20 protein-coding genes, 1 tRNA gene and 1 pseudogene are annotated in these 22,054 nt (G+C 74.0%); 15 read left to right on the top strand and 7 right to left on the bottom strand.

What is annotated here, in order from left to right:
• The first annotated feature begins 103 nt into the window (after positions 1-103).
• Positions 104-2,470, top strand: a complete 2,367-nt coding sequence (locus B5Y66_RS01855; RefSeq protein WP_079570177.1) for an arylsulfatase — start codon at positions 104-106, stop codon at positions 2,468-2,470.
• Positions 2,471-2,620: 150 nt separating this feature from the next.
• On the opposite strand, the gene B5Y66_RS01850 is transcribed toward B5Y66_RS01855, so the two are convergent.
• Both B5Y66_RS01850 and B5Y66_RS01845 read right to left on the bottom strand, forming a co-directional pair.
• Complete coding sequence (locus B5Y66_RS01850; protein ID WP_079570175.1) at positions 2,621-3,880, bottom strand: DUF2254 family protein; 1,260 nt, start codon at positions 3,878-3,880, stop codon at positions 2,621-2,623.
• A 28-nt stretch (positions 3,881-3,908) separates the two neighbouring features.
• Positions 3,909-4,358 carry an SHOCT domain-containing protein gene (locus B5Y66_RS01845; RefSeq protein WP_322788686.1) on the bottom strand — a complete coding sequence of 150 codons (450 nt, stop codon included), beginning with the start codon at positions 4,356-4,358 and terminating at the stop codon, positions 3,909-3,911.
• A 130-nt stretch (positions 4,359-4,488) separates the two neighbouring features.
• Between B5Y66_RS01845 and B5Y66_RS01840 the strand changes: the two genes are divergently transcribed.
• Entirely contained in the window at positions 4,489-4,809 is a 321-nt protein-coding gene (locus B5Y66_RS01840) for a carboxymuconolactone decarboxylase family protein (protein WP_079570172.1), read from the top strand.
• Between the two features lie 13 nt (positions 4,810-4,822).
• On the opposite strand, the gene B5Y66_RS22835 is transcribed toward B5Y66_RS01840, so the two are convergent.
• A complete protein-coding gene (locus tag B5Y66_RS22835; RefSeq protein WP_079570170.1) occupies positions 4,823-7,072 on the bottom strand; it encodes a LuxR C-terminal-related transcriptional regulator in 2,250 nt (749 codons plus the stop codon).
• Between B5Y66_RS22835 and B5Y66_RS22830 the strand changes: the two are divergent.
• Positions 7,064-7,654 (top strand): annotated as a pseudogene (locus B5Y66_RS22830) (DNA alkylation repair protein); the annotation flags it as partial. The gene B5Y66_RS22835 and the pseudogene B5Y66_RS22830 overlap by 9 nt on opposite strands.
• Before the next feature lie 242 nt (positions 7,655-7,896).
• Here the strand turns inward: B5Y66_RS22830 and B5Y66_RS01825 are convergent.
• Positions 7,897-8,628, bottom strand: a complete 732-nt coding sequence (locus tag B5Y66_RS01825; RefSeq protein ID WP_139820670.1) for a hypothetical protein — start codon at positions 8,626-8,628, stop codon at positions 7,897-7,899.
• Between the two features lie 177 nt (positions 8,629-8,805).
• On the opposite strand from B5Y66_RS01825, the gene eno reads away from it, so the two are divergent.
• Both eno and B5Y66_RS22825 read left to right on the top strand, forming a co-directional pair.
• A complete protein-coding gene (gene eno / locus B5Y66_RS01820; protein ID WP_079570166.1) occupies positions 8,806-10,089 on the top strand; it encodes a phosphopyruvate hydratase in 1,284 nt (427 codons plus the stop codon).
• A 307-nt stretch (positions 10,090-10,396) separates the two neighbouring features.
• Positions 10,397-11,170: an FtsB family cell division protein gene (locus tag B5Y66_RS22825; RefSeq protein ID WP_245806863.1), complete on the top strand. Its 774-nt coding sequence runs from the start codon at positions 10,397-10,399 to the stop codon at positions 11,168-11,170.
• Positions 11,171-11,185: 15 nt separating this feature from the next.
• Here B5Y66_RS22825 and B5Y66_RS01810 read toward each other — a convergent pair whose 3' ends face one another.
• Complete coding sequence (locus B5Y66_RS01810; protein WP_079570163.1) at positions 11,186-12,007, bottom strand: IclR family transcriptional regulator; 822 nt, start codon at positions 12,005-12,007, stop codon at positions 11,186-11,188.
• Positions 12,008-12,075: 68 nt separating this feature from the next.
• Between B5Y66_RS01810 and B5Y66_RS01805 the strand changes: the two genes are divergently transcribed.
• From B5Y66_RS01805 to B5Y66_RS01775, 7 genes are all read left to right on the top strand, one after another.
• Positions 12,076-13,086, top strand: coding sequence for a 2-dehydro-3-deoxygalactonokinase (locus tag B5Y66_RS01805; protein ID WP_079570160.1), 1,011 nt, complete (start codon positions 12,076-12,078; stop codon positions 13,084-13,086).
• Positions 13,083-13,703 (top strand): 2-dehydro-3-deoxy-6-phosphogalactonate aldolase, encoded by a 621-nt coding sequence (locus B5Y66_RS01800; protein ID WP_079570158.1) that lies wholly within the window; start codon positions 13,083-13,085, stop codon positions 13,701-13,703. Before B5Y66_RS01805 ends, B5Y66_RS01800 begins: the two co-directional genes overlap by 4 nt.
• A gap of 10 nt (positions 13,704-13,713) precedes the next feature.
• On the top strand, positions 13,714-14,862 hold the full coding sequence (gene dgoD, locus B5Y66_RS01795; RefSeq protein WP_079570155.1) for a galactonate dehydratase: 1,149 nt from the start codon (positions 13,714-13,716) through the stop codon (positions 14,860-14,862).
• A gap of 77 nt (positions 14,863-14,939) precedes the next feature.
• Entirely contained in the window at positions 14,940-15,461 is a 522-nt protein-coding gene (locus B5Y66_RS22820) for a DUF501 domain-containing protein (RefSeq protein WP_245806862.1), read from the top strand.
• Between the two features lie 105 nt (positions 15,462-15,566).
• Positions 15,567-16,526: a Ppx/GppA phosphatase family protein gene (locus B5Y66_RS22815; RefSeq protein WP_281251980.1), complete on the top strand. Its 960-nt coding sequence runs from the start codon at positions 15,567-15,569 to the stop codon at positions 16,524-16,526.
• Positions 16,527-16,603: 77 nt separating this feature from the next.
• Entirely contained in the window at positions 16,604-18,055 is a 1,452-nt protein-coding gene (locus B5Y66_RS01780; protein ID WP_079571659.1) for an NAD(P)/FAD-dependent oxidoreductase, read from the top strand.
• A 113-nt stretch (positions 18,056-18,168) separates the two neighbouring features.
• Positions 18,169-18,245: transfer RNA gene (locus B5Y66_RS01775), tRNA-Leu, on the top strand.
• A 257-nt stretch (positions 18,246-18,502) separates the two neighbouring features.
• Here B5Y66_RS01775 and B5Y66_RS01770 read toward each other — a convergent pair.
• Positions 18,503-19,411 (bottom strand): LysR family transcriptional regulator, encoded by a 909-nt coding sequence (locus B5Y66_RS01770; protein ID WP_079570150.1) that lies wholly within the window; start codon positions 19,409-19,411, stop codon positions 18,503-18,505.
• A 71-nt stretch (positions 19,412-19,482) separates the two neighbouring features.
• Between B5Y66_RS01770 and B5Y66_RS01765 the strand changes: the two genes are divergently transcribed.
• The 3 genes from B5Y66_RS01765 to B5Y66_RS01755 are packed head-to-tail and all read left to right on the top strand — an operon-like array spanning position 19,483 to position 21,435.
• Entirely contained in the window at positions 19,483-20,421 is a 939-nt protein-coding gene (locus B5Y66_RS01765) for an EamA family transporter (protein WP_079570147.1), read from the top strand.
• A gap of 10 nt (positions 20,422-20,431) precedes the next feature.
• Complete coding sequence (locus B5Y66_RS01760) at positions 20,432-20,827, top strand: helix-turn-helix domain-containing protein (protein ID WP_079570145.1); 396 nt, start codon at positions 20,432-20,434, stop codon at positions 20,825-20,827.
• 32 nt (positions 20,828-20,859) lie between these two features.
• On the top strand, positions 20,860-21,435 hold the full coding sequence (locus tag B5Y66_RS01755; protein WP_079570143.1) for a YciI family protein: 576 nt from the start codon (positions 20,860-20,862) through the stop codon (positions 21,433-21,435).
• On the opposite strand, the gene B5Y66_RS01750 is transcribed toward B5Y66_RS01755, so the two are convergent.
• The gene (locus B5Y66_RS01750) at positions 21,432-22,043 is read right to left on the bottom strand and encodes a ClpP family protease (protein WP_079571657.1); all 612 of its coding nucleotides are present in this window, start codon (positions 22,041-22,043) and stop codon (positions 21,432-21,434) included. The genes B5Y66_RS01755 and B5Y66_RS01750 overlap by 4 nt on opposite strands.
• Positions 22,044-22,054 lie beyond the last annotated feature (11 nt).

Genomic DNA, 22,054 nt, shown 5'->3' with positions numbered 1-22,054 from the left:
GGTGCTGCCGCAGCGTCGTTCACCTTGTCTGGGTGATGTGCCGGCCGGGGCGGCGTCCTAGCGTCAACGGTGCCCGTATCCGAGCCCGACAGGCGGTGGAACCATGCCCCCCGACGCGCACGCCCGCACCATGCTGCCCATCCCCGACCGGCCGGCGCCCGGCCTCACGACCTACGACGCCAAGGACCCGGACACCTCCTTCCCCCCGATCGAGCCGCTGCTGCCGCCCGAGGGCGCCCCGAACGTGCTCGTGGTGCTGCTGGACGACGTCGGGTTCGGTGCGTCGAGCGCGTTCGGGGGCCCGTGCCGGACACCGACGGCGGAGCGCCTCGCGGGGGGCGGGCTGCGGTTCAACCGGTTCCACACCACCGCGCTGTGCGCCCCGACGCGGCAGGCGCTGCTCACCGGCCGCAACCACCACTCGGTGGGGATGGGCAGCATCACCGAGACGGCGACGTCGGCGCCCGGCAACAGCTCGCTGCGCCCCAACACGAAGGCTCCGCTGCCGCTGACGCTCAGGCTCAACGGCTACTCGACGGCGCAGTTCGGCAAGTGTCACGAGGTGCCGGTGTGGCAGACGTCGCCGATGGGCCCGTTCGACGCGTGGCCGACGGGCGGCGGCGGGTTCGAGACGTTCTACGGGTTCATCGGGGGCGAGAACAACCAGTGGGACCCGGCCCTGTACGACGGCACCACGCCCGTGGAGCCGCCCGCCACGGCCGAGGAGGGCTACCACCTCACCGAGGATCTCGTCGACCACGCGTGCGCCTGGGTGCGCCAGCAGAAGGCGCTCATGCCCGACCGGCCGTTCTTCGTCTATCTCGCGCCCGGGGCGACCCACGCGCCGCACCACGTGGCCCCGGAGTGGATCGAGAAGTACCGGGGCATGTTCGACGACGGCTGGGACGTCCAGCGCGAACGGATCTTCGCCCGGCAGCAGGAGCTCGGCGTCGTGCCGGCCGAGGCCGAGCTCACCACCCGGCACGACGAGATCCCCGCCTGGGACGAGATGCCCGACGACCTCAAGCCCGTGCTGGCGCGCGAGATGGAAACCTACGCGGGCTTCCTCGAGCACACCGATGTCCAGGTGGGCCGGCTCGTCGACACGCTCGAGGACCTGGAGGTCCTCGACGACACGCTCGTGATCTACATCATCGGCGACAACGGTGCGTCCGCCGAGGGCACCCTCCAGGGTGCGTTCAACGAGATGGCGAACTTCAACGGCATGGCCGCGCTCGAGACGCCGGAGTTCATGCGCAGCAAGCTGGACGAGTTCGGCTCGCCGAGCTCCTACGGCCATTACGCCGTGGGGTGGGCGTGGGCCATGGACACCCCGTACCAGTGGACCAAGCAGGTCGCCTCGCACTGGGGCGGCACGCGGAACGGCACGATCGTGCACTGGCCCGGAGGGATCGCCGAGCGCGGCGGGTTGCGCTCGCAGTTCGCGCACGTCGTCGACGTCGCGCCCACGGTGCTCGAGGCGGCAGGACTGCCGGAGCCGACCACCGTCAACGGCGTGCTGCAGTCGCCCATGGAGGGCACGTCGATGCTGTACGCGTTCTCGGACGCCGAAGCCTCCGAGCGACACGACCTGCAGTACTTCGAGATGTTCGGCAACCGCGGCGTCTACCACCGCGGCTGGAGCGCCGTGACGAAGCACCGCACGCCGTGGGTCATGGTCGGCGGCGCGGTGCCGGCGTTCGACGACGACGTGTGGGAGCTCTACGACGGGGTGGCGGACTTCAGCCAGGCACACGACCTGGCTGCGGCCCACCCGGACGTCCTCGCGCGGCTGCAGCGGCTGTGGCTCGTCGAGGCGACCAAGTACCAGGTGCTGCCGCTGGACGACCGTGTTGCCGAGCGCATCGACCCTGCCCTCGCCGGCCGGCCGACGCTCGTGCACGGCACGTCCCAGCTGTTCTACCCGGGCATGGGGAGACTCTCGGAGAACAGCGTGGTGAGCGTGAAGAACCGGTCGTTCGCCGTGACGGCGGAGGTTGACGTGACCGGTCCCGAGGCGCGGGGCGTCCTCATCGCTCAGGGTGGCCGGTTCGGCGGGTGGAGCATGTACGTCCACGACGGGCGGCTGAGCTTCACGTACAACGTGCTCGGCATCCACCTGTACCGGGTGACGTCCGACGAGCCCGTCCCCGACGGTACCCACCAGCTGCGGGCGGAGCTCGCGTACGACGGCGGCGGGTTCGGCAAGGGCGGGGACGTGACGCTCTACCAGGACGGCACGCTCGTCGGGTCGGGCCGGGTCGAGGCCACGCAGCCGCTGATCTTCTCCGCCGACGAGACGACGGACGTCGGCTACGAGTCCGGCACCACCGTCTCCCCGGACTATTCGGCCCGCGACAGCCGGTTCACCGGCCGGCTCCACTGGGTCCAGCTCGATGTCGGCACGGAGGACGCCGACCACTTCGTCAGCCCCGAGGAGCGCCTCCGTGTCGCGATGGCCAGGCAATAGCGGCCGAACGTGCGGGCGGCGGAGGACATGCCGCGTGGCGATGCCGTCGTTGAGGCCGCTCTCGACATTGAGCGTGCGGCGCCGTGAGGCCTGGACGGCCGAGCCGGTCGGCCCGGACGCACCAGGCGAAGATCGTGGCGAGCACCGCCGTCAGTGCCGACGCGTCCATCCCGCTCCCCGCCGGGACGGCTCGGCGAGTTCCGACCGCACGTCGTCGCGGATCGGTACCAGCGCGTCCCGGGCGGCGGGCGGAGCCACCCCGAGCAGATGGTCGAGCAGCCGCACCATCCGTCGCAGCACCATCGGGGACGCAGCGGCCACCGGCAGCAGGTCGGCGACCCCGGTGCGGACGACGTCCTCCCACGTCGGCACGACCAGCCGGACCCGCACCACGCCGCGGTCGTCGCGGACCTCGGCGACGTCGAGGTCCCGGGTGATGAGGTGCCGCAGGAGCCCGTCGGTGGCGTCGAGCGCGTCGACGGCGGACGCCGGGTCGTTGACCGCCGGGGACAGTGCCCGCAGGGCGATGTCTGCCAGGAGGCGGAAGGCGAGCAGCGGGTCCTGGTCGAACGACCGTTCTGTGCCGCGGACCACGGCGCGACGCACGACGTCGTCCGGGGGGCCGCTGCCGTCGACCGTCGCGAGCGGCGCTCCCTCGTGCACCGTGTCGCCGACCGCGACCGTCATGGACACGACGGCGTCGGCCTGTGAGGCGGCGACCACCAGGCGGGGCAGGTCGAGCTGTTGCACGACCCCGGACCGACCCGTCCAGACCACCGCGTGGTCCGCCGGCGTGGGCCCCGGAGTGCCTTCGCCGTGAGGGCGTCCCGCGGGAGCGTCTCGCGAAGGTGCGCCGGTGACAGCGCCGGAGCGCGGCGGGTACAGGTGGTCGATGACACGCCTGCCCTGGGCCCCGATCGCCTTGAGGACGTAGGCCAGCTGGATCGAGGCGAACGCGCGCAGCTGCAGCCGGCGGATCAGCCCGACGGCCACCAGCACCCCGAGGATCGCCGCGCCCGGCACGAGGACGGACACCCGGTGCTGGTCGGCGCCGGCCACCGCGGCGACCGTGCAGTACACGAAGACCCCGATCGCGAAGGCGAAGGTCCGCCACACCATCGGGTCGTCGCGGAAGAGTGCCAGCCGCGGGGAGAAGGTGCCGGCCGACCACTGGACCACGCCGAAGAGGAGCGAGTAGACGATGCTGACCACGCCGACCACCCCGACCCCCAGGGTGACCAGGGGCTCGGTCAGGCGGCCGCCGTCCACGAACGGGCCGACGCCGGAGGAGGGCAGCGCGAGCCCCGCGACGACGCCCCCGGCCGCGCAGAGCAGCTGGACGACGCCCGACCGCAGCCGGCGGCGCGCCTGGAGCGGTGCTCGGTCGGGCGGGCGACGGGGGAGCCTCATGGCCGCTCCGGCCCCGGCACCGGAGCGGTCAGCCCATAGCCCTCGTCTTGAGGGCGGCGAACTCCTCGTCGTTGATCGCCCCGGCGTCGTACAGAGCCTTGGCCTCGGTGATCTGCGAGGCGGCGGTGGGGCCCCCGGCGGTGGCGCGGATGTACGCGTCGGTCTCGGCGCGGGCCGTGCTCACCCGTGCCGACTGGCGCTCGGCCATCCCGCGGCCGCGGGCGATCAGGTAGACCAGGGCCGAGACGAACGGCACGACGAGCAGCGCGATGAGCCACAGGGCCTTCCACCAGCCGTTCAGCTCATGGTCGCGGAACAGGTCGCCGATGATGTGGAACAGCACCATGAGGTACATGACGAACGCGAACCACCAGAGCATGAGCCAGAACCAGTCCATGAAGCTGTCCACGGGACTGCCCTCCTTGCCGTCGGGGCGGATGTCCGCAGCGTGCGCCGGGAGGAGCCCGCGCGTCGTCACGCAGAGTGCATGAAGTCCGTGGTCACGACGTCCCGGCCGGCCAGGTTCATGTGATCGGGGTGATGCCGCAGTCCGGCCCGAGCGCGTCAATGGAGGAGCAGGTCGACCCGATGCCGGAGAGGCGGACCCCGTGGACTACATCGACCGACTGCGGAGGTTCGCCGTGAACGACCCGCGCCTCGACGGCGACCTGGAGCTCGAGCCGACGCAGCTCGACCCGAGGGACGTCGCGCTGGCCCGCCTGGCCGCGCTCGTCGCCGTCGGCGGGGCCGAGCCCACTTACGGCAGCCTCGTGGACGAGGCGGTCACGGCGGGCGCGAGGTCGGCCGAGATCGTCGACGTGCTCGCCGCCGTCGTCCCGATCGTGGGCCTGCCCGGAGCCGTCGCGGCGGCCCCGAAGCTCGCGCTGGCGCTCGGGCACGACCTGTTCGGGACGGACGGGGCAGGCTGACCGGACGGACGGGTCAGGAGCCGAGCAACCCCATCGCGGTGGCCCGGGCGACGGCCTCGCCGCGCGAGGAGACCCCCAGCTTGCGGTAGATCGAGCCCACCTGGGAGCTGACGGTGTTGCGGGTCACGAAGAGCCGCCCCCCGATCTCCCGGATCGACAGGTGCGTCTGCAGGTACGGCAGGAGCCGCAGCTCCGCGGGCGTGAGCGGTGGCCGCCCGGGGCTGCCCGGTGGGAGGGGGTGGCCGCCGGTGCCGAGCGCCTTGCGCAGGTCGGCGGCCTCGTCGACCAGCACCCCCAGGGCGGGCCGGTGCAGCAGGACGTCGTCGACCTCGCGGAGCAGGTGGCGGACGGCGGCGACGTCACCCGTCGACCAGCTCGCGCGGGCGAGGTGGAGGCGGACCCGGACGGCGACCGTGGGGAAGGCGTAGGTGCACAGCGCCCGGGCCCGCATACCTTGCGTCAGCCGCCTCCGGGCCGCGGCTACGTCGCCACGGTGCAGCGCGAGGCGCGCCCCGGCGGCGTAGCCGAGGGCGCTGGTCGCGTAGTCGTCCGTCCGGTGCCGCCCGATCGCGCCCAGGGCGATCCCGACGCGCTCCGCGGCCTCGTCCCAGCGGTCGCGGTCCATGTCGAGCTGGGCGAGCAGCGCCGCGCCGAGCACCAGGGTGTCCGCGTTCCCGAGGGCGGACGCCGCCTCGACGGCCTGCTCCAGGCGTCGGACGGCTCCCACGGTGTCCCCGGCGAGCAGGAGGGCGTCGCCGGCCAGGACGAGCGCCGTGTCGCGCCACGCGCTCCAGCCCGGTTCCTCGGCCAGGGCGAGGTCGGCGTCGTCGACCATCTGCTGGGGCCCGCCGGGACAGCGCAGCGCCCGGAACATGGCGCGTGCCGAGGCGAACGAGGCGGTCCCGTCGACGGTCGGGCCCGCGAACGACGCGGCGTCGGCGACGGCGCCCCAGCGCTCCGCCTCCAGGGCGTGCCCCTCGTACACCGCCACGTACCCCGCGAGCACCGCGAGCGGCGGGTGGGCCGCGACGGCGTCCTCGCCGAGGGTGCGCAGCCACCGTTCGACGGTCGCGATGCGCCCGGCCCGGAAGTTCCCCATGACGATCCGCGTGACCAGCCCGACGCACCGGTCGCGCTCGGGCGTGGCGAGCAGCTGCTCGACGGCCCGCTCCGGCGAGCCATGGGCCTCGAACCAGTCCGCGGCGCGCACCCGCAGGGCGTCGGCGAGTCCGGGTTCGGCGTCCACGAGCTCGGCGAGCAGGAACTCCCGGAAGAGGGCGTGGTAGCGGAAGAGCTCGCGCCGCCGGTCGAGGGGGACGAGGAACATGCTCGACGCCTCGAGCCGGCGCAGCAGGCGGTGCGACGACTGCTCGCCGAGGACGGCGTCGCAGAGCGGTGCGGACAGCACGTCCAGCACGGCGGTCCGGCGCAGGAACCGCCGGGTGGTCGAGGACAGGCGCCGGAACGTCTCGCGCTGCAGGTAGTCGGCGATGTACGGGTCGGCCCCGGTGATCGTCACGGCGCGCGGGTCGCCGTGCCGGGCGACGAGGGAGGCGAGGTAGACGCCCGCCGGCCATCCCTCGGTGCGCTCCGTCACCGTGGCGGCGACCTCGTGCGAGACCGGCACGCGCGAGGCCTCGAACACCCGCTCCGTCTCGGGGACGCCCAGGGCCAGGTCGGCCGTGACGATCTCGACGACGTCGCCCGACGCGCGCAGGCGCGGGACGTGCGGCTGCTCGGCCCGGCTCGCGGCGACGACCTGCGACCCGTCGGGGATCCCGGCGACGACGACACCGAGCACGTCGTGGCAGGCGGGCGAGCGCACCTCGTGCAGGTCGTCGAGGACGAGGAGGAACGGGTCGGGGCTCTCGTGCAGGGCCGACGCCAGCCGGGGGGCCGCCCGCCCGAGCACCGACACGTCCGGCCCGACCATCTCCGCCGCCAGGTCGGGGTGGCCCGGGAGGATCCGCGAGAGCGCGGAGGCGAGGACGACGAGCAACGAGAGCGGCTCGTCGTCGAGCCGGTCGAGCGACACCCACGCCACCGCCCGGTCGTCGCGCGACGCCCACTCGGCCAGCAGCGTCGACTTGCCGTACCCGGCGGGCGCCGTGACGCCGACGACCCGCCGGCCGCTCGCCCGGGCGGCGTCGATGAGGCCCGCCCGGCTCACCGAGGCGCGCCATCGGGGCGCGGTCGACCGGGCCTCGAGGAGCAGGCGGTCGAGCTCCGCGGACGCCCGTGCCGTGCCCGGCTCGTGGCTCACCCTCCGACTCTAGGAACGGGCGGGGGCGGGGACAACGGGCACGAGCGTCAATCACCCGCCGGATCTCCTCCGGCGGGTGCCCCACCGCCTGGGCTCGTCGGCGCGACCGCGTACGGTGACGACGTGGACCTCACCGCGGACGCCGTCGTCGCCGACCTGCGTGCGGTCGCCGACCCGGCGGCGCACCCGAACCGGCACTACGCCGGGTCGGGCGAGGTGCTCGGGGTACGGATGGGCACGCTGTTCGACGTCGCGAAGCGGTACACCGCGATGCCGCTGGACGAGGTGCACCGCCTGCTCGACGAGCCCGCCTACGAGCCCCGGCTCGCCGCGTTCTGCGTGCTCGACTTCGCGGTGCGCGCGCCGCGGGTCACCGACGCGGAGCGGGAGGCGCGGTACCGCGCCTACCTCGACCGGCACGACCGCATCGACACCTGGGACATGGTGGACCGGGCCGCGCCGCGCGTCGTGGGGGTGTACCTGCGCGACCGTTCGCGCGAGCCGTTGTTCGAGCTCGCCCGCTCCGACGACCCGCTGCGCCGTCGCACGGCGCTGACGGCGTCGCTGGCGTACACCCGCCCGCCCCACCCTGCGGGGATCGCCGACCTGCTGCGCCTCGTCGAGCTGCTGCACACCGATCCCGCCCGGTGGTCCGCAAGCCCGTCGGCATCGCCCTCAAGCACGCCGGCGGCGCGGACCCGGCGGTGGTGCGCGTCTTCCTCGACCGGATGGGCGACGCCCTCGCCGTCCCGCTGCGGCGCGCGGCGCGGCAGAAGCTGCCGGCCGAGCCCTGACGCTCCGGCCGGCGCCGTGAGGCGAGCGCGTCAGGTGCCGGGCCGGTGGCCGGCGCCGCCCGCGGCGTCGTCGTCCCGGGCGACGTCTCGCGGGACAGGGCCCAGCAGGCCGGCGATGCGCTGCTCGAGCGCGTCGGTGGCGGCGTCGGGCAGCACGACGATCCCCTCGAGCTCCTTCATGGCCCGGCGGTAGGCGGACTGCCGCTCGGCCTGCGACGAGCCCTCGTCGTCGGCCAGGGCCAGGAGCTTCTTGGCCCGGTCGAGGGCCTGCCGCTCGGCGGGGGAGAAGTCCGACGCGCGCCGCCGCTTGGCCTCCCGCTCGGCGACGTCGAACCGCACCTGCATCTCGCGCACGGCGTCGCGGTAGCGGTCGAGGCGGCGGCGGACACGCAGCTCGTCGACGTCGTCGGGGCGCAGGTCCTCGGCCGCCCGGCGCGCGCGGTGGAAGTCGACCGTGACCTGCTCGCGCATGTCCTGCATCAGCGGGTACTCGAGGGCCTTCACCGCGTCGAGCTCGTACTCCAGCCAGCGCCGCTGCGTGTCGTCGTGGGCGGACAGCGTGCGCTCGATCTCGCTGGTCAGTGCCTCGTCGTCGACCTGCGCCGCCTGCGCGTCGGCGTGCTTGAGCCGGTACATCTCGAGCTTGTCCTTGCGCCGTCGCTCGTCCCACACCTGGGCGCCGCGGATCCAGCCGCCGACGATGCCGCTCAGCGGGAACACCAGCCACCAGTAGGAACCGAGGAAGTCCCAGATGCTGTCCACGGTGCCCACGCTAGCGGCGGCGGCGTGACCGGTCCGTGGTCGCGGGCGCTGTGGGTGGAGGGCCGGTCTAGGCTGGGTGCCGTCAACCCAGCACCGTCGCGGGCGTCAGCGGCCCCGGGCACCCTCGCCTGGGCCTTGCCGCGCGGTCGCCCGCGGTCCCCGTCTGAAGGAGCACCCGTGGCAAGCATCGAAGCCGTTGGAGCACGCGAGATCCTCGACTCGCGCGGCAACCCCACCGTCGAGGTGGAGATCGCGCTGGACGACGGCACGTTCGCCCGCGCGGCGGTCCCGTCGGGCGCCTCGACCGGCGCGTTCGAGGCCGTCGAGCGCCGTGACGGCGACAAGGGGCGCTACCTGGGCAAGGGCGTCGAGGGCGCGGTCAACGCCGTCATCGACGACATCGCCCCCGAGCTCATCGGCTACGACGCCGAGGAGCAGCGCATCATCGACCAGACCCTGATCGAGCTGGACGGCACCCCCAACAAGGGCAAGCTGGGCGCCAACGCGATCCTCGGCGTCTCCCTCGCCGTCACGAAGGCCGCCGCGAAGTCGGCCGGCCTCGACCTGTTCCGTTACGTCGGCGGCCCGAACGCGCACGTGCTGCCGGTGCCGATGATGAACATCGTCAACGGCGGCTCGCACGCGGACTCGACCGTCGACTTCCAGGAGTTCATGATCGCGCCGATCGGCGCGGGCACCTTCAAGGAGGCCCTGCGCTCGGGCGCCGAGGTCTACCACGCCCTCAAGGGCGTGCTGAAGGCCAAGGGCTTCTCCACGGGCCTCGGCGACGAGGGCGGCTTCGCCCCCGACCTGCCGTCGAACGTCGCTGCCCTCGACCTCATCATGGAGGCCATCGAGAAGGCCGGCTTCACGCCGGGCACCGACATCGCCATCGCGATGGACGTCGCCGCCACGGAGTTCTTCAAGGACGGCGCGTACCACTTCAAGAACGGCGAGGTGCACTCGACCGCGGACATGATCAAGCTCTACGAGAGCATGGTCGCGAACTACCCGATCGTCTCGATCGAGGACCCGCTGTCCGAGGACGAGTGGAGCGCCTGGACGCAGTTCGTCTCCGAGGTCGGCGACAAGGTGCAGGTCGTCGGCGACGACCTGTTCGTCACCAACCCCGAGCGCCTCGCGCGCGGCATCGAGGAGAAGGCCGCCAACTCGCTGCTGGTCAAGCTCAACCAGATCGGCACCCTCACCGAGACGCTCGACGCCGTCACGCTCGCGCAGCGCAACGGCTTCACCACGATGACGTCGCACCGCTCCGGCGAGACCGAGGACACCACCATCGCCGACCTGTCCGTGGCGACCAACGCCGGCCAGATCAAGACCGGTGCCCCCGCCCGCGGCGAGCGCATCAACAAGTACAACCAGCTCCTGCGCATCGAGGAGGCGCTGGACGACGCCGGCCGCTACGCCGGTCGTTCCGCGTTCCCGCGCTTCCAGGGCTGACACCCGGGACGCTGCTCGTCAACGGCCGGTCGCTCCCCCCGGGGGGCGGCCGGCCGTCGTCGTCCCGCGAGGTAGTCCGAACCGTGCCGAGGTAGTCCGAACCCTGCCGAGGTAGTCCGAACCGTGCCGAGGTAGTCCGAACCCTGCCGAGGTAGTTCCCGAGCCGCCGAGGTAGTCCGAGTCTCCGCGAGGTAGTGGACCGGACCACTACCTCGGCGCGGTTCGAACGACCTCGGGGAGGGGCGTCCTCGCGGGCGCGCCGACGACGGTCCCCGGCCAGGGCGGTGCGGCTCGGCAGAATCGGGGCGTGCCTGCCCGTCGCCCGACCTCGCCCGCCGCCCGCCGTCCGGCGTCGCGGCCACAGGGCGCGCGCGGCGGGTCCGCGCGGCCGACGACGACGGCGAACGGGTCGGTGGGCACCAGGCCCAAGGCCCCTGCGAAGGGCACCGGCAAGGGCGGCACCACGGGCTCGGCGAAGGGTGCGACGAAGGGCACCGGGACGAGTGCGGCGAAGGGTGCGGGCAACGGGTCCGGGAGCACGCGCCGGGGTTCGCGCCGTCCCGCCGGCCCGGCGCGGGAGGACCGGCGCCGCAGCCGTTACGGCCTGGTGCTGCCGGAGGTGCTCACCGTCCGGCTCGTCGTGCTGTCGGTGGTGGTGCTGCTGGCGGTGGTGCTGCTGCTGCCCACGGTGCGGGGCGCGGTGCAGCAGTCCCACGAGCTGGACCGGCTGCGCACGGAGCTGGCGCAGAACCAGACCGAGAGAGACCGCCTCGAGGTGGAGCTCGGCCGCTGGGAGGACCGCTCGTACGTCGAGGAGCAGGCGCGGTCGCGTCTCAGCTTCGTCATGCCGTCCGACAAGGTGTGGCGGGTGGTCGACCCGGACGCGGCGGGGGACGACGACGTCGACCCCGTGACGGGCGAGGCGGTCGACTCCGGGCCGGTGGGCACGTCGACCGGGCCGAGCGTGCCCTGGTATCAGTCGGTCTGGGAGTCGGTGCAGGTCGCCGACGGCCCCGCTGCGGCCACCGACGACGTCCCCGACCCCGGCAGCTCGCCGAGCCCGTCGTCGGGGAACGGCTGACCGCGACCGGGCCGGTCAGCGCCCGGCAGGGCGGTGCCCGAGCCCGGTGGCGACGACGGCGGCGGCGTCGAGCACGACGGGCACCAGCGCCTCCACCCGCGCCGGGGGCATGAACGGGCGCCTCGCTGAGACGCTGACGGCCGCGACGATCCCGCCCGACGCGTCCCGCACCGGAGCCGCCACGCACAGCACCCCCGGTTCGTTCTCCTCGAGGTCGAGGGCGGCGCCCCGCAGCGCCGCCGCCTCCATGACGGCGACGAACTCGTCGGCGGTGAGCACCTCGGCCTCGGGCGCGTCCCCGGACCCGACGCGCCGCTCGGCGAGGAACTGGTCGCGCCAGCGGTCCGGTCGATCGAGCAGCAGCGCCTTGCCGATCCCCGTACGGGTCAGGGGCATGCGGTGCCCGATCCGCGACCGCATCGGCGCCCCGCGGCTGCCGGGGATCTTGTCGAGGTAGAGCACCTGCCCGCGGTCCTCGATCGCGAGGTGCACGGTGTCGGACACCCGCGCGGCGAGGCGCTGCAGGGGATCGGCCGCGACGACCGCCACCGGGTTCTCCTGCAGCGCCTGGTAGCCCAGCTCGATGAGGGCGGGGCCGAGCGCGTGGCGGCCGCCGTCGAGCCGGCGCAGGTAGCCGGCGCCGACCAGCAGCTGCAGCAGCCGGTGGGTGGTGCTGCGGCCGACACCCGTGGCTGCCACGACGTCGCGCAGCCGCTCGTGCCCGCGGGCCACGGCGTCGACGACGGCGAGGCCGCGCGCGAGCGTCTGCGTGCCCTCCGGCGCGGAGCCGGCACGGGTCGCGGGGCGGGGCGTCGTCGGGTCGGGCGAGACGGTCACGTCCGCACGATATCCCGATAGTCGGGACGGGGTTCCCCCGGCCGCGGAGCGGGCCTAGCGTCCCGTGCATGGCCGACGACGCTCCCCGCCGCGACGCCGCGCTGGTCGCCCTCGACTGGGGCACCTCCGCGTTCCGCGGCTGGCTCCTGGACGGGTCCGGGCGCGTGCTCGACGGGGTCCGCTCGGGCGACGGGTCGTTGCGGACCTCGGCGGGGGCCGGGACCGCGGCCGAGCGTGCGGCGGCGTTCGGGCGGGCGTTCGAGCGGCTGTGCGGCGGCTGGCTCGCCGCGCACCCGGGGGCGCCCGTGCTGTGCGCGGGCATGGCGGGCTCCGACCACGGCTGGGCCGAGGCCGGGTACCTCGACGTCCCGGGACCGCTCGACGGGCTGGCCCGGCACCTGACCGCGGTGCCGGCACGCGACGCCGGCGGCGCCGACGTGCGCCTCGTGCCCGGGCTGCGGGTCGCGGGCGAGCTGCCCGACGTCATGCGGGGCGAGGAGGTGCAGCTGCTCGGGGCGCTCGAGGACGGCGAGGACCGGCCCGTCGCGGTGGTGCTGCCCGGCACGCACGCGAAGTGGGTGCGGCTCGACGGCGCGGGGGTGGCCGGGTTCGCCACCGTGATGACCGGCGAGGTCTACGACCTGCTGCGGCGCGACAGCATCCTCGCGCGCCTGGCTCGTGGCGAGCCGGGGCCGGTGCCGTCGGACGCCTTCGTGCGGGGCCTCGACGTCGACGCCGAGCACGGCGACGAGCGCGGCGTCCTGGCGCTGCTCTTCACGGCGCGCACGCTGGTCATGACCGGCCGGCTCGGGCCCGAGGACGTGGCCGACTACGTCTCGGGCCTCCTCGTGGGCTCCGAGGTGCGGCACGGGCTGCGCTCCCTGGCCGACGGCCCGGTCGCGGTCTGCGGTTCGGGCTCGACCACCCCGCGCTACCGGCTCGCGCTCGAGCGGCGCGGGCGGACCGTGCGCGCGGTCCCCGAGGACGTCGCGGCGCGCGGCCTGTGGCGGGTCGCCGTCGACGCCGGTCTCGTCGCCGGGCCGTCCGCACCGACACCGATCCTGGAGGACCAGCCATGACGCAGCGCACCACCGGCCTCGTCGCCATCCTGCGCGGGGTGACACCGGACGACGCGGCCGCCGTCGCGGGGGCGGCGCTCGGCGCCGGCCTCGACGCCGTCGAGGTGCCGCTCAACTCGCCGGACCCGTTCGAGTCGGTGCGTCGGGTCCGCGCCGCCGCCGGACCCGGCGCCCGGGTGGGCGCCGGCACCGTCCTGACCCCCGACGACGTGCGCCGCGCCGCCGATGCGGGCGCCTCGCTCGTCGTGTCCCCGAACACCCGGCCCGACGTGGTCGCCGAGGCCGTGCGGCTCGGCCTCGAGAGCTACCCGGGGGCCGCCACGCCCACCGAGGCGTTCGCCGCCCTCGACGCCGGCGCGACGGCGGTCAAGATCTTCCCGGCCACGACGGTCGGGATCTCCGGGATGCGCGCCTGGGCCAGCGTGCTGCCGGCCGGCGCGCGGCTCGTCCCCGTCGGCGGCGTCGACGAGTCCACCCTGGGGCAGTGGGCGCGCGCCGGGGCGGACGGCGCCGGCATCGGCACGTCCCTCTACCGCCCCGGGGACGCGGCCGCCGAGGTCGGCGCGCGCGCCGCCGCGCTCGCGCGGATCTGGGCCGACCATGTGACACGTAGCTGAGAGGACCCTCGTGAAGATCACGTCGCTGACGACGTTCGTCGTCCCGCCCCGCTGGCTGTTCCTGAAGATCGAGACCGACGAGGGGATCGTCGGCTGGGGAGAGCCGGCCCTGGAGGGGCGGGCCGCCAGCGTGGCGGCCGCCGTCGAGGAGCTGTCCGACTATCTCGTCGGCCAGGACCCGCGCCGGATCGAGGACCACTGGACCGTGCTGTACCGCTCCGGCTTCTACCGGGGTGGCGGTATCCACATGAGCGCGCTCGCCGGCATCGACCAGGCCCTGTGGGACATCAAGGGCCGGGCGCTCGGTGTCCCCGTGCACGAGCTGCTCGGTGGCCGGCTGCGCGACCGCATCAAGGTCTACTCGTGGATCGGCGGCGACCGCCCGGCCGAGACCGCCGCCGCCGCGCGCGACGCCGTCGCGCGCGGGTTCTCCGCCGTGAAGATGAACGGCCCCGAGGAGCTGCAGTACCTGGACACGCGCGACAAGGTGGAGAAGGTCGTCGCCAACGTCGCGGCGGTCCGCGCGGCGGTCGGGCCCGACGTCGGTATCGGCGTCGACTTCCACGGCCGCGTGCACCGCCCGATGGCGCGGGTGCTGCTCGACGCGCTCGAGCCGTACCACCTGATGTTCGTCGAGGAGCCGGTGCTGTCCGAGCACGTCGACGGGATCGCGGACGTGCTGCGCGCCTCGAGCACGCCGATCGCGCTGGGGGAGCGGCTCTACTCGCGCTGGGACTTCAGGCACGTCCTCGAGACCGGCGTCGTGGACGTGATCCAGCCCGACCTGTCGCACGCGGGCGGCATCACCGAGGTGCGCAAGATCGCCGCGATGGCCGAGGCCTACGACGTCGCCGTCGCCCCGCACTGCCCGCTGGGGCCGATCGCGCTCGCCGCGTGCCTGCAGCTCGACGCCGTCGCCTACAACGCGGTGATCCAGGAGCAGAGCCTGGGCATCCACTACAACACCGGCAACGACCTGCTCGACTACGTGGTCGACCCGTCCGTCTTCGCGTACGCGGACGGGATGGTCGACATCCCGCGCGGCCCCGGCCTCGGCATCGAGGTGGACGAGGACTACGTGCGCGAGCGCGCCGCGGTCGGGCACCGGTGGCGCAATCCCGTCTGGCGGCACGCGGACGGGTCGTTCGCGGAGTGGTGACCGGTCGCCGCCGCGGCATCCCCGTGTCCGGGGGAGAATGAGGGCTGCCCCGCCCGCGAACGCCTCGAGGACCCACCGTGACCGACCAGCCCGCCGTGCCCACCGACGACCCGACCGTCCTCACCGACCGTGACCTCGAGGTGCTCGCCGAGCAGCTCGGGCGCGAGCCGCGCGGCGTCGTCGGCATCGCCGCGCGGTGCGTGTGCGGCCGCCCGCTCGTCGTGCGCACCGCACCGCGACTCCCCGACGGCACGCCGTTCCCGACGACGTACTACCTCACCCACCCGGGCGCCGTCGCCGCCGCGTCGCGGCTGGAGGCGCAGGGCGTGATGAGGGAGATGACGGAGCGGCTCGGCGAGGACGAGGAGCTCGCCGCGGCGTACCGCCGGGCGCACGAGCACTACCTCGCGCGGCGCGCCGAGCTCGGGCAGGTCGAGGAGATCGACGGCATCTCCGCCGGCGGGATGCCCACGCGCGTCAAGTGCATCCACGTGCTCATGGGGCACGCGCTCGCCGCCGGGTCGGGCGTCAACCCGCTCGGCGACGAGGCCCTCGCGCTGGTCCGCGACCAGTGGCGCCCCGACCGCTGCTCCTGCTGACACCTCCCGTCGGTCGAGCTCCGGTGGTCGCGCCTGTCGGAACCTGGTCGGGTCCCGACAGGCTCGACCAGCGGTGAGTCGGTGGGTGGTGAGAAGGTAGGGCCCGTGATCCCGAGCTCCACCACGCGCGTCGCTGCGATCGACTGCGGCACCAACTCCATCCGCCTCCTCGTCGCCGACGTCGGCCCTGACGGCACGCTCACCGAGGTCGACCGCCGGCTGCGCATCGTGCGTCTCGGGCAGGGCGTGGACCGCACGGGCGAGCTCGCCCCGGAGGCCCTGGAGCGCACGCTCGAGGCGTCGCGCGAGTACGCGTCGGTGATCGCGGAGACGGGCGCCACGCGCGTCCGGTTCGTGGCGACGTCGGCCACGCGCGACGCGCGCAACCGGCAGGACTTCGCGGACGGCGTCCGAGCGGCCGTCGGCGTCGACCCGGAGGTGGCCTCCGGGCGCGAGGAGGCGGAGCTGTCCTTCCGCGGCGCGACGGCGGGGGTAGCCGCCCAGCACCCCGGGCCGTACCTCGTGGTCGACCTCGGCGGCGGCTCGACCGAACTCGTCCTCGGCACGACGACGCCCGAGGCCGCGCTGTCCCTCGACGTCGGGTCGGTGCGGATGACCGAGCGGCACCTGCACTCCGACCCGCCCACCCCGGCCGAGGAGGAGGCCGCGCGCGCCGACGTGCGCGCCGCGCTCGACCACGCGGCGCAGACGGTCCCGTTCGGGCGGACCACGACGCTGGTGGGCCTCGCGGGCTCGGTGACGTCGGTGACGGCGCACGCCCTCGGCCTGCCGGAGTACCGTCGCGCGGCGGTGCACGGCGCCGTCCTCGGCGTCGACCGGGTGCTCGCCGCCTGCGACGACCTGCTGCACCGCACCCGCGAGCAGCGTCTCGCCCTCGGCTTCATGCACCCGGGCCGTGCCGACGTCATCGGCGCCGGCGCACTGGTGTGGGCGGAGGTCGTGACGCGCGTGCGCGACGACGTCGCGGCCGCGGGCGGCACGCTGGCCGACGTCGTGACCAGCGAGAGCGACATCCTCGACGGGATCGCGCTCTCCCTCGCCTGACCTGCGGCGACGCGGCGGAGGGTCGCAGGTTGGACGGCCCGACTGCGGGGGTCCGGGGCGGTCGTAGAATGGTGATCATGCCTCAGAACGTTCTGTCGTCGGACACCTCTGTCCAGGACGCGCCCGCAGCGGCGCCGCGGCCCCGCAAGGTTCCCCGCATCGTCGTCCTCGGCGGTGGTTCCGTCGGCCTCTATGCGGCGCGTCGACTGCGCCGCAAGCTCGGCAAGCAGGACGCGGCGATCGTGGTCGTCGACCCCCGGCCCTACATGACGTACGCGCCGTTCCTGCCGGAGGCCGGCGCGGGCTCGATCGACGCCCGCGACGTCGTGGCCCCGCACCGCAAGGCGCTCAAGGGCATCGACGTGCTGCAGGGCCTGGTCAACCACATCGACCACGCCGGGCACAAGATCACGATCCACCCCGAGGAGGGGCCGGACTACGAGGTCTCCTACGACCAGCTCGTCATCGGCCTCGGCTCGGTGTCCCGCACGCTGCCCATCCCGGGCCTCGCGGAGAACGCGATCGGCTTCAAGAACGTGGAGGAGGCCATCGCGGTCCGCAACCACGTGCTCAACCGGATGGACGTCGCGTCGTCCACGTGGGACGCGGACGCCCGCAGGCGCATGCTCACGTTCACGTTCGTGGGCGGCGGCTTCGCCGGTATCGAGGCGCTGGCCGAGATCGAGGACATGGCGCGGTACGCCACGCGCAACTACCCGACGATCGACGCCGAGGACCTGCGGTTCGTCATGATCGAGGGCTCGGGCCGCATCCTGCCCGAGGTCTCCGAGCCCATGGGCCTGTGGGCGCTCGACGAGATGAAGAAGCGCGGCATCGAGTTCCACCTCAACACGTTCCTGTCGTCCTGCGTGGACGGCCACGTGGTGACCTCGACCGGCGTCGAGTTCGATACCGAGACGATCGTGTGGACGGCGGGCGTCAAGGCGAACCCGGTCATCAAGGAGGAGTCGGACCTGCCGTTCGACCGGATGGGCCGCGTCATCGTCAAGCCCACCCTGCAGGTCGCGACGGAGGACGGCGAGGTCGTCCCCGACGCCTGGGCCGCGGGCGACTGCGCCGCCGTGCCGGACGTGCTCAACCCGGGTCAGTTCTGCCCCCCGAACGCGCAGCACGCGATCCGCGAGGCGACCAAGCTCGCCGACAACATGGTCGCGGTCCTCAAGGGCGAGCAGCCCGAGGACTACGCGCACAAGAGCGTCGGCGTCGTCGCGTCCCTCGGTCTGTACAAGGGCGTCGCGGAGCTGTTCGGCTTCCTCAAGCTGCGCGGCCCGCTCGCGTGGCTCGCGCACCGCGGCTACCACGTGATGGCGATGCCGACCGGCAACCGCAAGGTGCGCATCCTGATCGGCTGGGTCGGCCAGTTCCTCATGGGTCGCGAGATCGTGTCCCTCGGCTCCCTGCACGACCCGCGCGACGAGTTCCGCAAGGCGTCCGTGCCGCCGAAGCAGCCCGGCGAGAAGGTGGAGCAGAAGGCCGAGTCGTCGGCCGCGCGCGCCGAGAAGGGCTGACGCGACGCCGAGAAAGAGAGCGTGTCACGACGAGATAGAGAGGGACGCACCGTAGCCGGCTACGGTGCGTCCCTCTCTATCTCGTCGTGACACGCTCTCTATCTCGGCACGACGCCCCCGTAGCCCAACTGGTAGAGGCAGCCGGCTTAAACCCGGTCCAGTCCCGGTTCGAACCCGGGCGGGGGCACCAAGCCTGACCTGCAACGACGGTGACCGTGATCGATCGCGTGCGCGTCCTGCGTACACACGCGGTCACCGCTGCCGGCGGACACCTCGTGGGTGCCGTCGATTGCCGGATGTCGGTCAGGCGGGGCGGGAGTGGTTCGCGAGCCAGAGTGCGCTGTCTTCGAGCCGCACTGAGGTCCGGGGTGACGTTGCCATCGAACTCTGTCGATCCGCGGCGCCGCTCAGGGCCGCTGTGACCGGGTCGAACCCGGGCGGGTCACGTCAGCTCATCATCTCGGCCGCGACGTCGGCTCCGGCGCGGCGGAACGCGTCGACCACACGCCGCACGGCGAGCCGCTCGGCGCGGTCGGGGCGCAGCACGGCGGAGACGTGCCGCGCGGACGCGATGCCGGCCAGCTCGCGCAGCACCAGCCGGTCGCCGGTGGGGGTGGTGAAGCGGGGGAGGACGGCGACCTGGTCGCCGGCGGCGACGAGCGCCTCGATGAGGCGGTTGTCGCGCAGCCGCTGGGTGACGTGCAGCTCGGCGCCGGTGGCCTGCTCGACGGCGAGGCGCACGGAGTCGAACGGGTAGCCGAGGGGGACCCCGATCCAGTCGGCGTCCACGAGGTCGCGGGGCCGCACCACCGGCAGCCGCGCGAGGCGGTTCCCGGCGGCCATGGCGATGTCGAGGGGCTCACGGGCCAGCGGCACCACGGTGAGGCCCTCGGTCCCGGCGGGTCGCACGCTGGTCAGGGAGTGCGCGACGACGACGTCGTGGTCGGCGGTGAGCGGGCCGTACTCCGCCTCGGCGATGTCGACGTCGGCGCAGCGCAGCGTGATCGCCGTGCCCGCGAGGTCGGCCATGACGCGCGGCAGCAGGAAGGTGGCGGCGCTGGCGAGCGCGGCGACGGTGACCGTGCCCGAGGGCTCGCCCTGGAACTCGTCCCAGCGGGCCTGCACCTGCTCGAGCGCGGCGGCGACGGACGCCCCGCCCTCGGCGAGCAGGCGACCGGCCTCGGTGAGGCGGAGCCCGCGGCCGGACGGCTCGACGAGCGGGGTGCGCAGCTCGCGCTGCGCGGTGCGCAGCTGCTGGGACACGGCCGACGGCGTGCGGTGGGTGGCGCGCGCGACGGCGGTGACGCTGCCCCGGTCGGCGAGCTCGCGGAGCAGCTCGAGATGCCGGACATCCATGAAGGCAGCCTACAGACAGCATGAAGAAACTTTCGCTTGTCCTTCATGGTGGGTGGGGTGAGGCTGGGCGCATGCCCGCACGCCACCGGTTGCTCGCCGTCCTCGTCGCCCTCCTGTGGGGCCTGAACTTCATCGCCATCGACGCGTCGCTGCAGCACTTCCCGCCGATGTTCCTCGTGGCGCTGCGGTTCGCGCTCATCGCGGTGCCCACGGTGCTGCTCGTGCCGTGGCCCGACGTCCCGGTGCGTTGGGTGGTCGGCTACGGGCTCGGCTTCGGCGCGCTGCAGTTCCTCTTCCTGTACTGGGGGATGGCGGCCGGGATGCCCGCCGGGCTGGCGTCGCTGGTGCTGCAGATGTCCGGTCCGTTCACCGTGCTGCTGGGCGCCACCTTCCTCCGCGAGCGGGTGAGCGGGCGGCAGGTGCTCGGCATCCTCGTGGCGGTCGGCGGGCTCACCCTGGTGGCGTGGCAACAGGCCGCCACGGCCACGGTCGTGCCCTTCCTGCTCACCCTCGCGGGCGCGTTCGGCTGGGCGATCGGCAACATCTGCAACCGGCAGGCCAAGCCCCAGAGCCCGCTGCGCCTCACGCTGTGGATGTCCGTGGTGCCGCCGCTGCCGATGCTCGCCCTGTCTCTGCTGGTCGAGGGGCCCGGCGAGATCGCGCACTCGCTCACGTCGTGGGACGACCCGGGCGCCGTGGGCGCCGTCGTCGGCCTGGTCTACACGGTGCTGGTCGCCACGGTGCTGGGCTCCGGCGTGTGGACGTGGCTCATGGCCCGCCACCCGGCGGGCGTGGTGGCGCCCTTCTCCATGCTCGTGCCGGTGGTGGGCATGTCGGCGGCCTGGCTGCTGCTCGGCGAGCGCGTCACGCCCGGCGAGGGGATCGGCGCGGTACTCGTCGTCGGCGGGGTGCTGTACGGGAGCAGCCGCGCGACGCGGCGCCTTCTGCCGTCAGCAGAACGACCGCCCGCCGTGCCGCTCGCGGAGCCGACGGACGCGGGTCGCGGGTAGCGTCGGCGGCATGACGGCGGACATGCGGTTCGGCAGGTTGGTCGAGGCGGAGCACGTGCGCGAGCCGCTGCTGCGCCATCTGGTCGGCGGCATCCTGCGCCGAACCCGGCTGCGCCAGGGCCGCACCCTGCAGGAGGTGGCGGGCACCGCGCGCATGTCGACGGCCTACCTGTCCGAGGTCGAGCGCGGCCGCAAGGAGGCCTCGTCCGAGGTGCTGGCGGCGGTGTGCGCGGCGCTCGGCATCCGCCTCGTCGACCTCGTCGCGCAGGCCCACGACGCCCTGGCCGCCGGCATCGAGCAGCAGGAGCGCGTGCGGGTGCTCACCTCGGTGCGCGAGCGCCCGTCGTCCTCGGCGCGGCACGTGCGCTCGACGACGACGTCGGACGTCGTCGCCCTCGCCGCCTAGCCGCCTCACGGCTCGCGCTACCGTCGGGCGGCATGGAGTTCTTCTGCTACCACCGAGACCGTGCCGGGTCGCTCGCGCTGCGCGAGGCGCTCAACGACGAGCACCTGGCCTACATGGACCGGTTCGCGAGCGGGATGATCGCGCGCGGCCCGACGACGACGGACGATGGCGCCACGCTGACCGGCAGCGTTCACGTCCTCGACCTGCCCGGGCCCGAGGCCGCCCGGGCGTTCGCGTTCGACGAGCCCAACTACCAGGCCGGTGCCTACCGGGACGTGCTGCTGCGCCGGTGGCGCAACACTCTCGGGCGCACCATGTGGGACTACGCCGGCGGCCCGGAGGGCGACCCCCGGTACCTGGTGCTCGGCCTGGGCTGGCAGGGAGCGGGCGAGCCGGGCGTCCCGTCGGCCGGACAGGACGGCCTCGTCGCGGGCCTCGTCGCGATGGGGCCGCTCCTGTCCGACGACGGCGCCGCCGTCCTCGGCGCCGCCGCGCTGGTCGAGGCCGCCGGCGCGGCCGACGCGCGCCGGGTGCTGGTCGCGGACGACTACGCGGTGGTGGAGGTCCACGACTGGAGCTTCGGCGGGCGCCCGGCGGCCGGCTCCTAGGCCGCGGCGCGGGCCGACAGCTTGCGCGACGTGACGACGGCGTCCGCGACCCCGTACTCCACGGCTGCGTGCGCCGACAGGATGAGGTCGCGGTCGGTGTCGGCCCGCAGCCGCTCGACCGTCTGTCCGGTGTGGCGCGCGAGCAGCTGCTCGGTCTCGGCGCGCAGCCGCAGCACCTCGCGCGCCTGGATGGCGAGGTCGGAGACGGTGCCCTGCCCCTGGGCGGACGGCTGGTGCAGCAGCACGCGCGAGTGCTCCAGCACCGTCCGCCTGCCGGGTGTGCCTGCCGCCAGCAGCACGGCGGCGGCCGACGCAGCCTGGCCCATGCAGGTGGTCGCGACGTCGCAGCGTACGTACTGCATGGTGTCGTAGATGGCCGTCATCGCCGTGGCGGAGCCGCCGGGAGAGTTGATGTACAGGCCGATCTCCTGCTCGGGCGCCTCCGACTCCAGGTGCAGCAGCTGCGCCATCACGACGTTCGCCACGCCGTCGTCGATCTCGGTGCCGAGAAAGATGATGCGGTCCCGCAGCAGCCGGCTGAAGACGTCCGCGTAGCGCTCGCCGAGCGGCGTCCGCTCGACGACGTTCGGGATCGTGTAGCCGCTCATCCGCTCGTCCA

The organism is Krasilnikoviella flava (assembly GCF_900167525.1).
GTDB classification, from domain to species: Bacteria; Actinomycetota; Actinomycetes; order Actinomycetales; family Cellulomonadaceae; genus Isoptericola; species Isoptericola flavus.
Note: the sequence above shows the minus strand (reverse complement) of the source record. Positions and strands in the feature narration are given on the sequence as shown.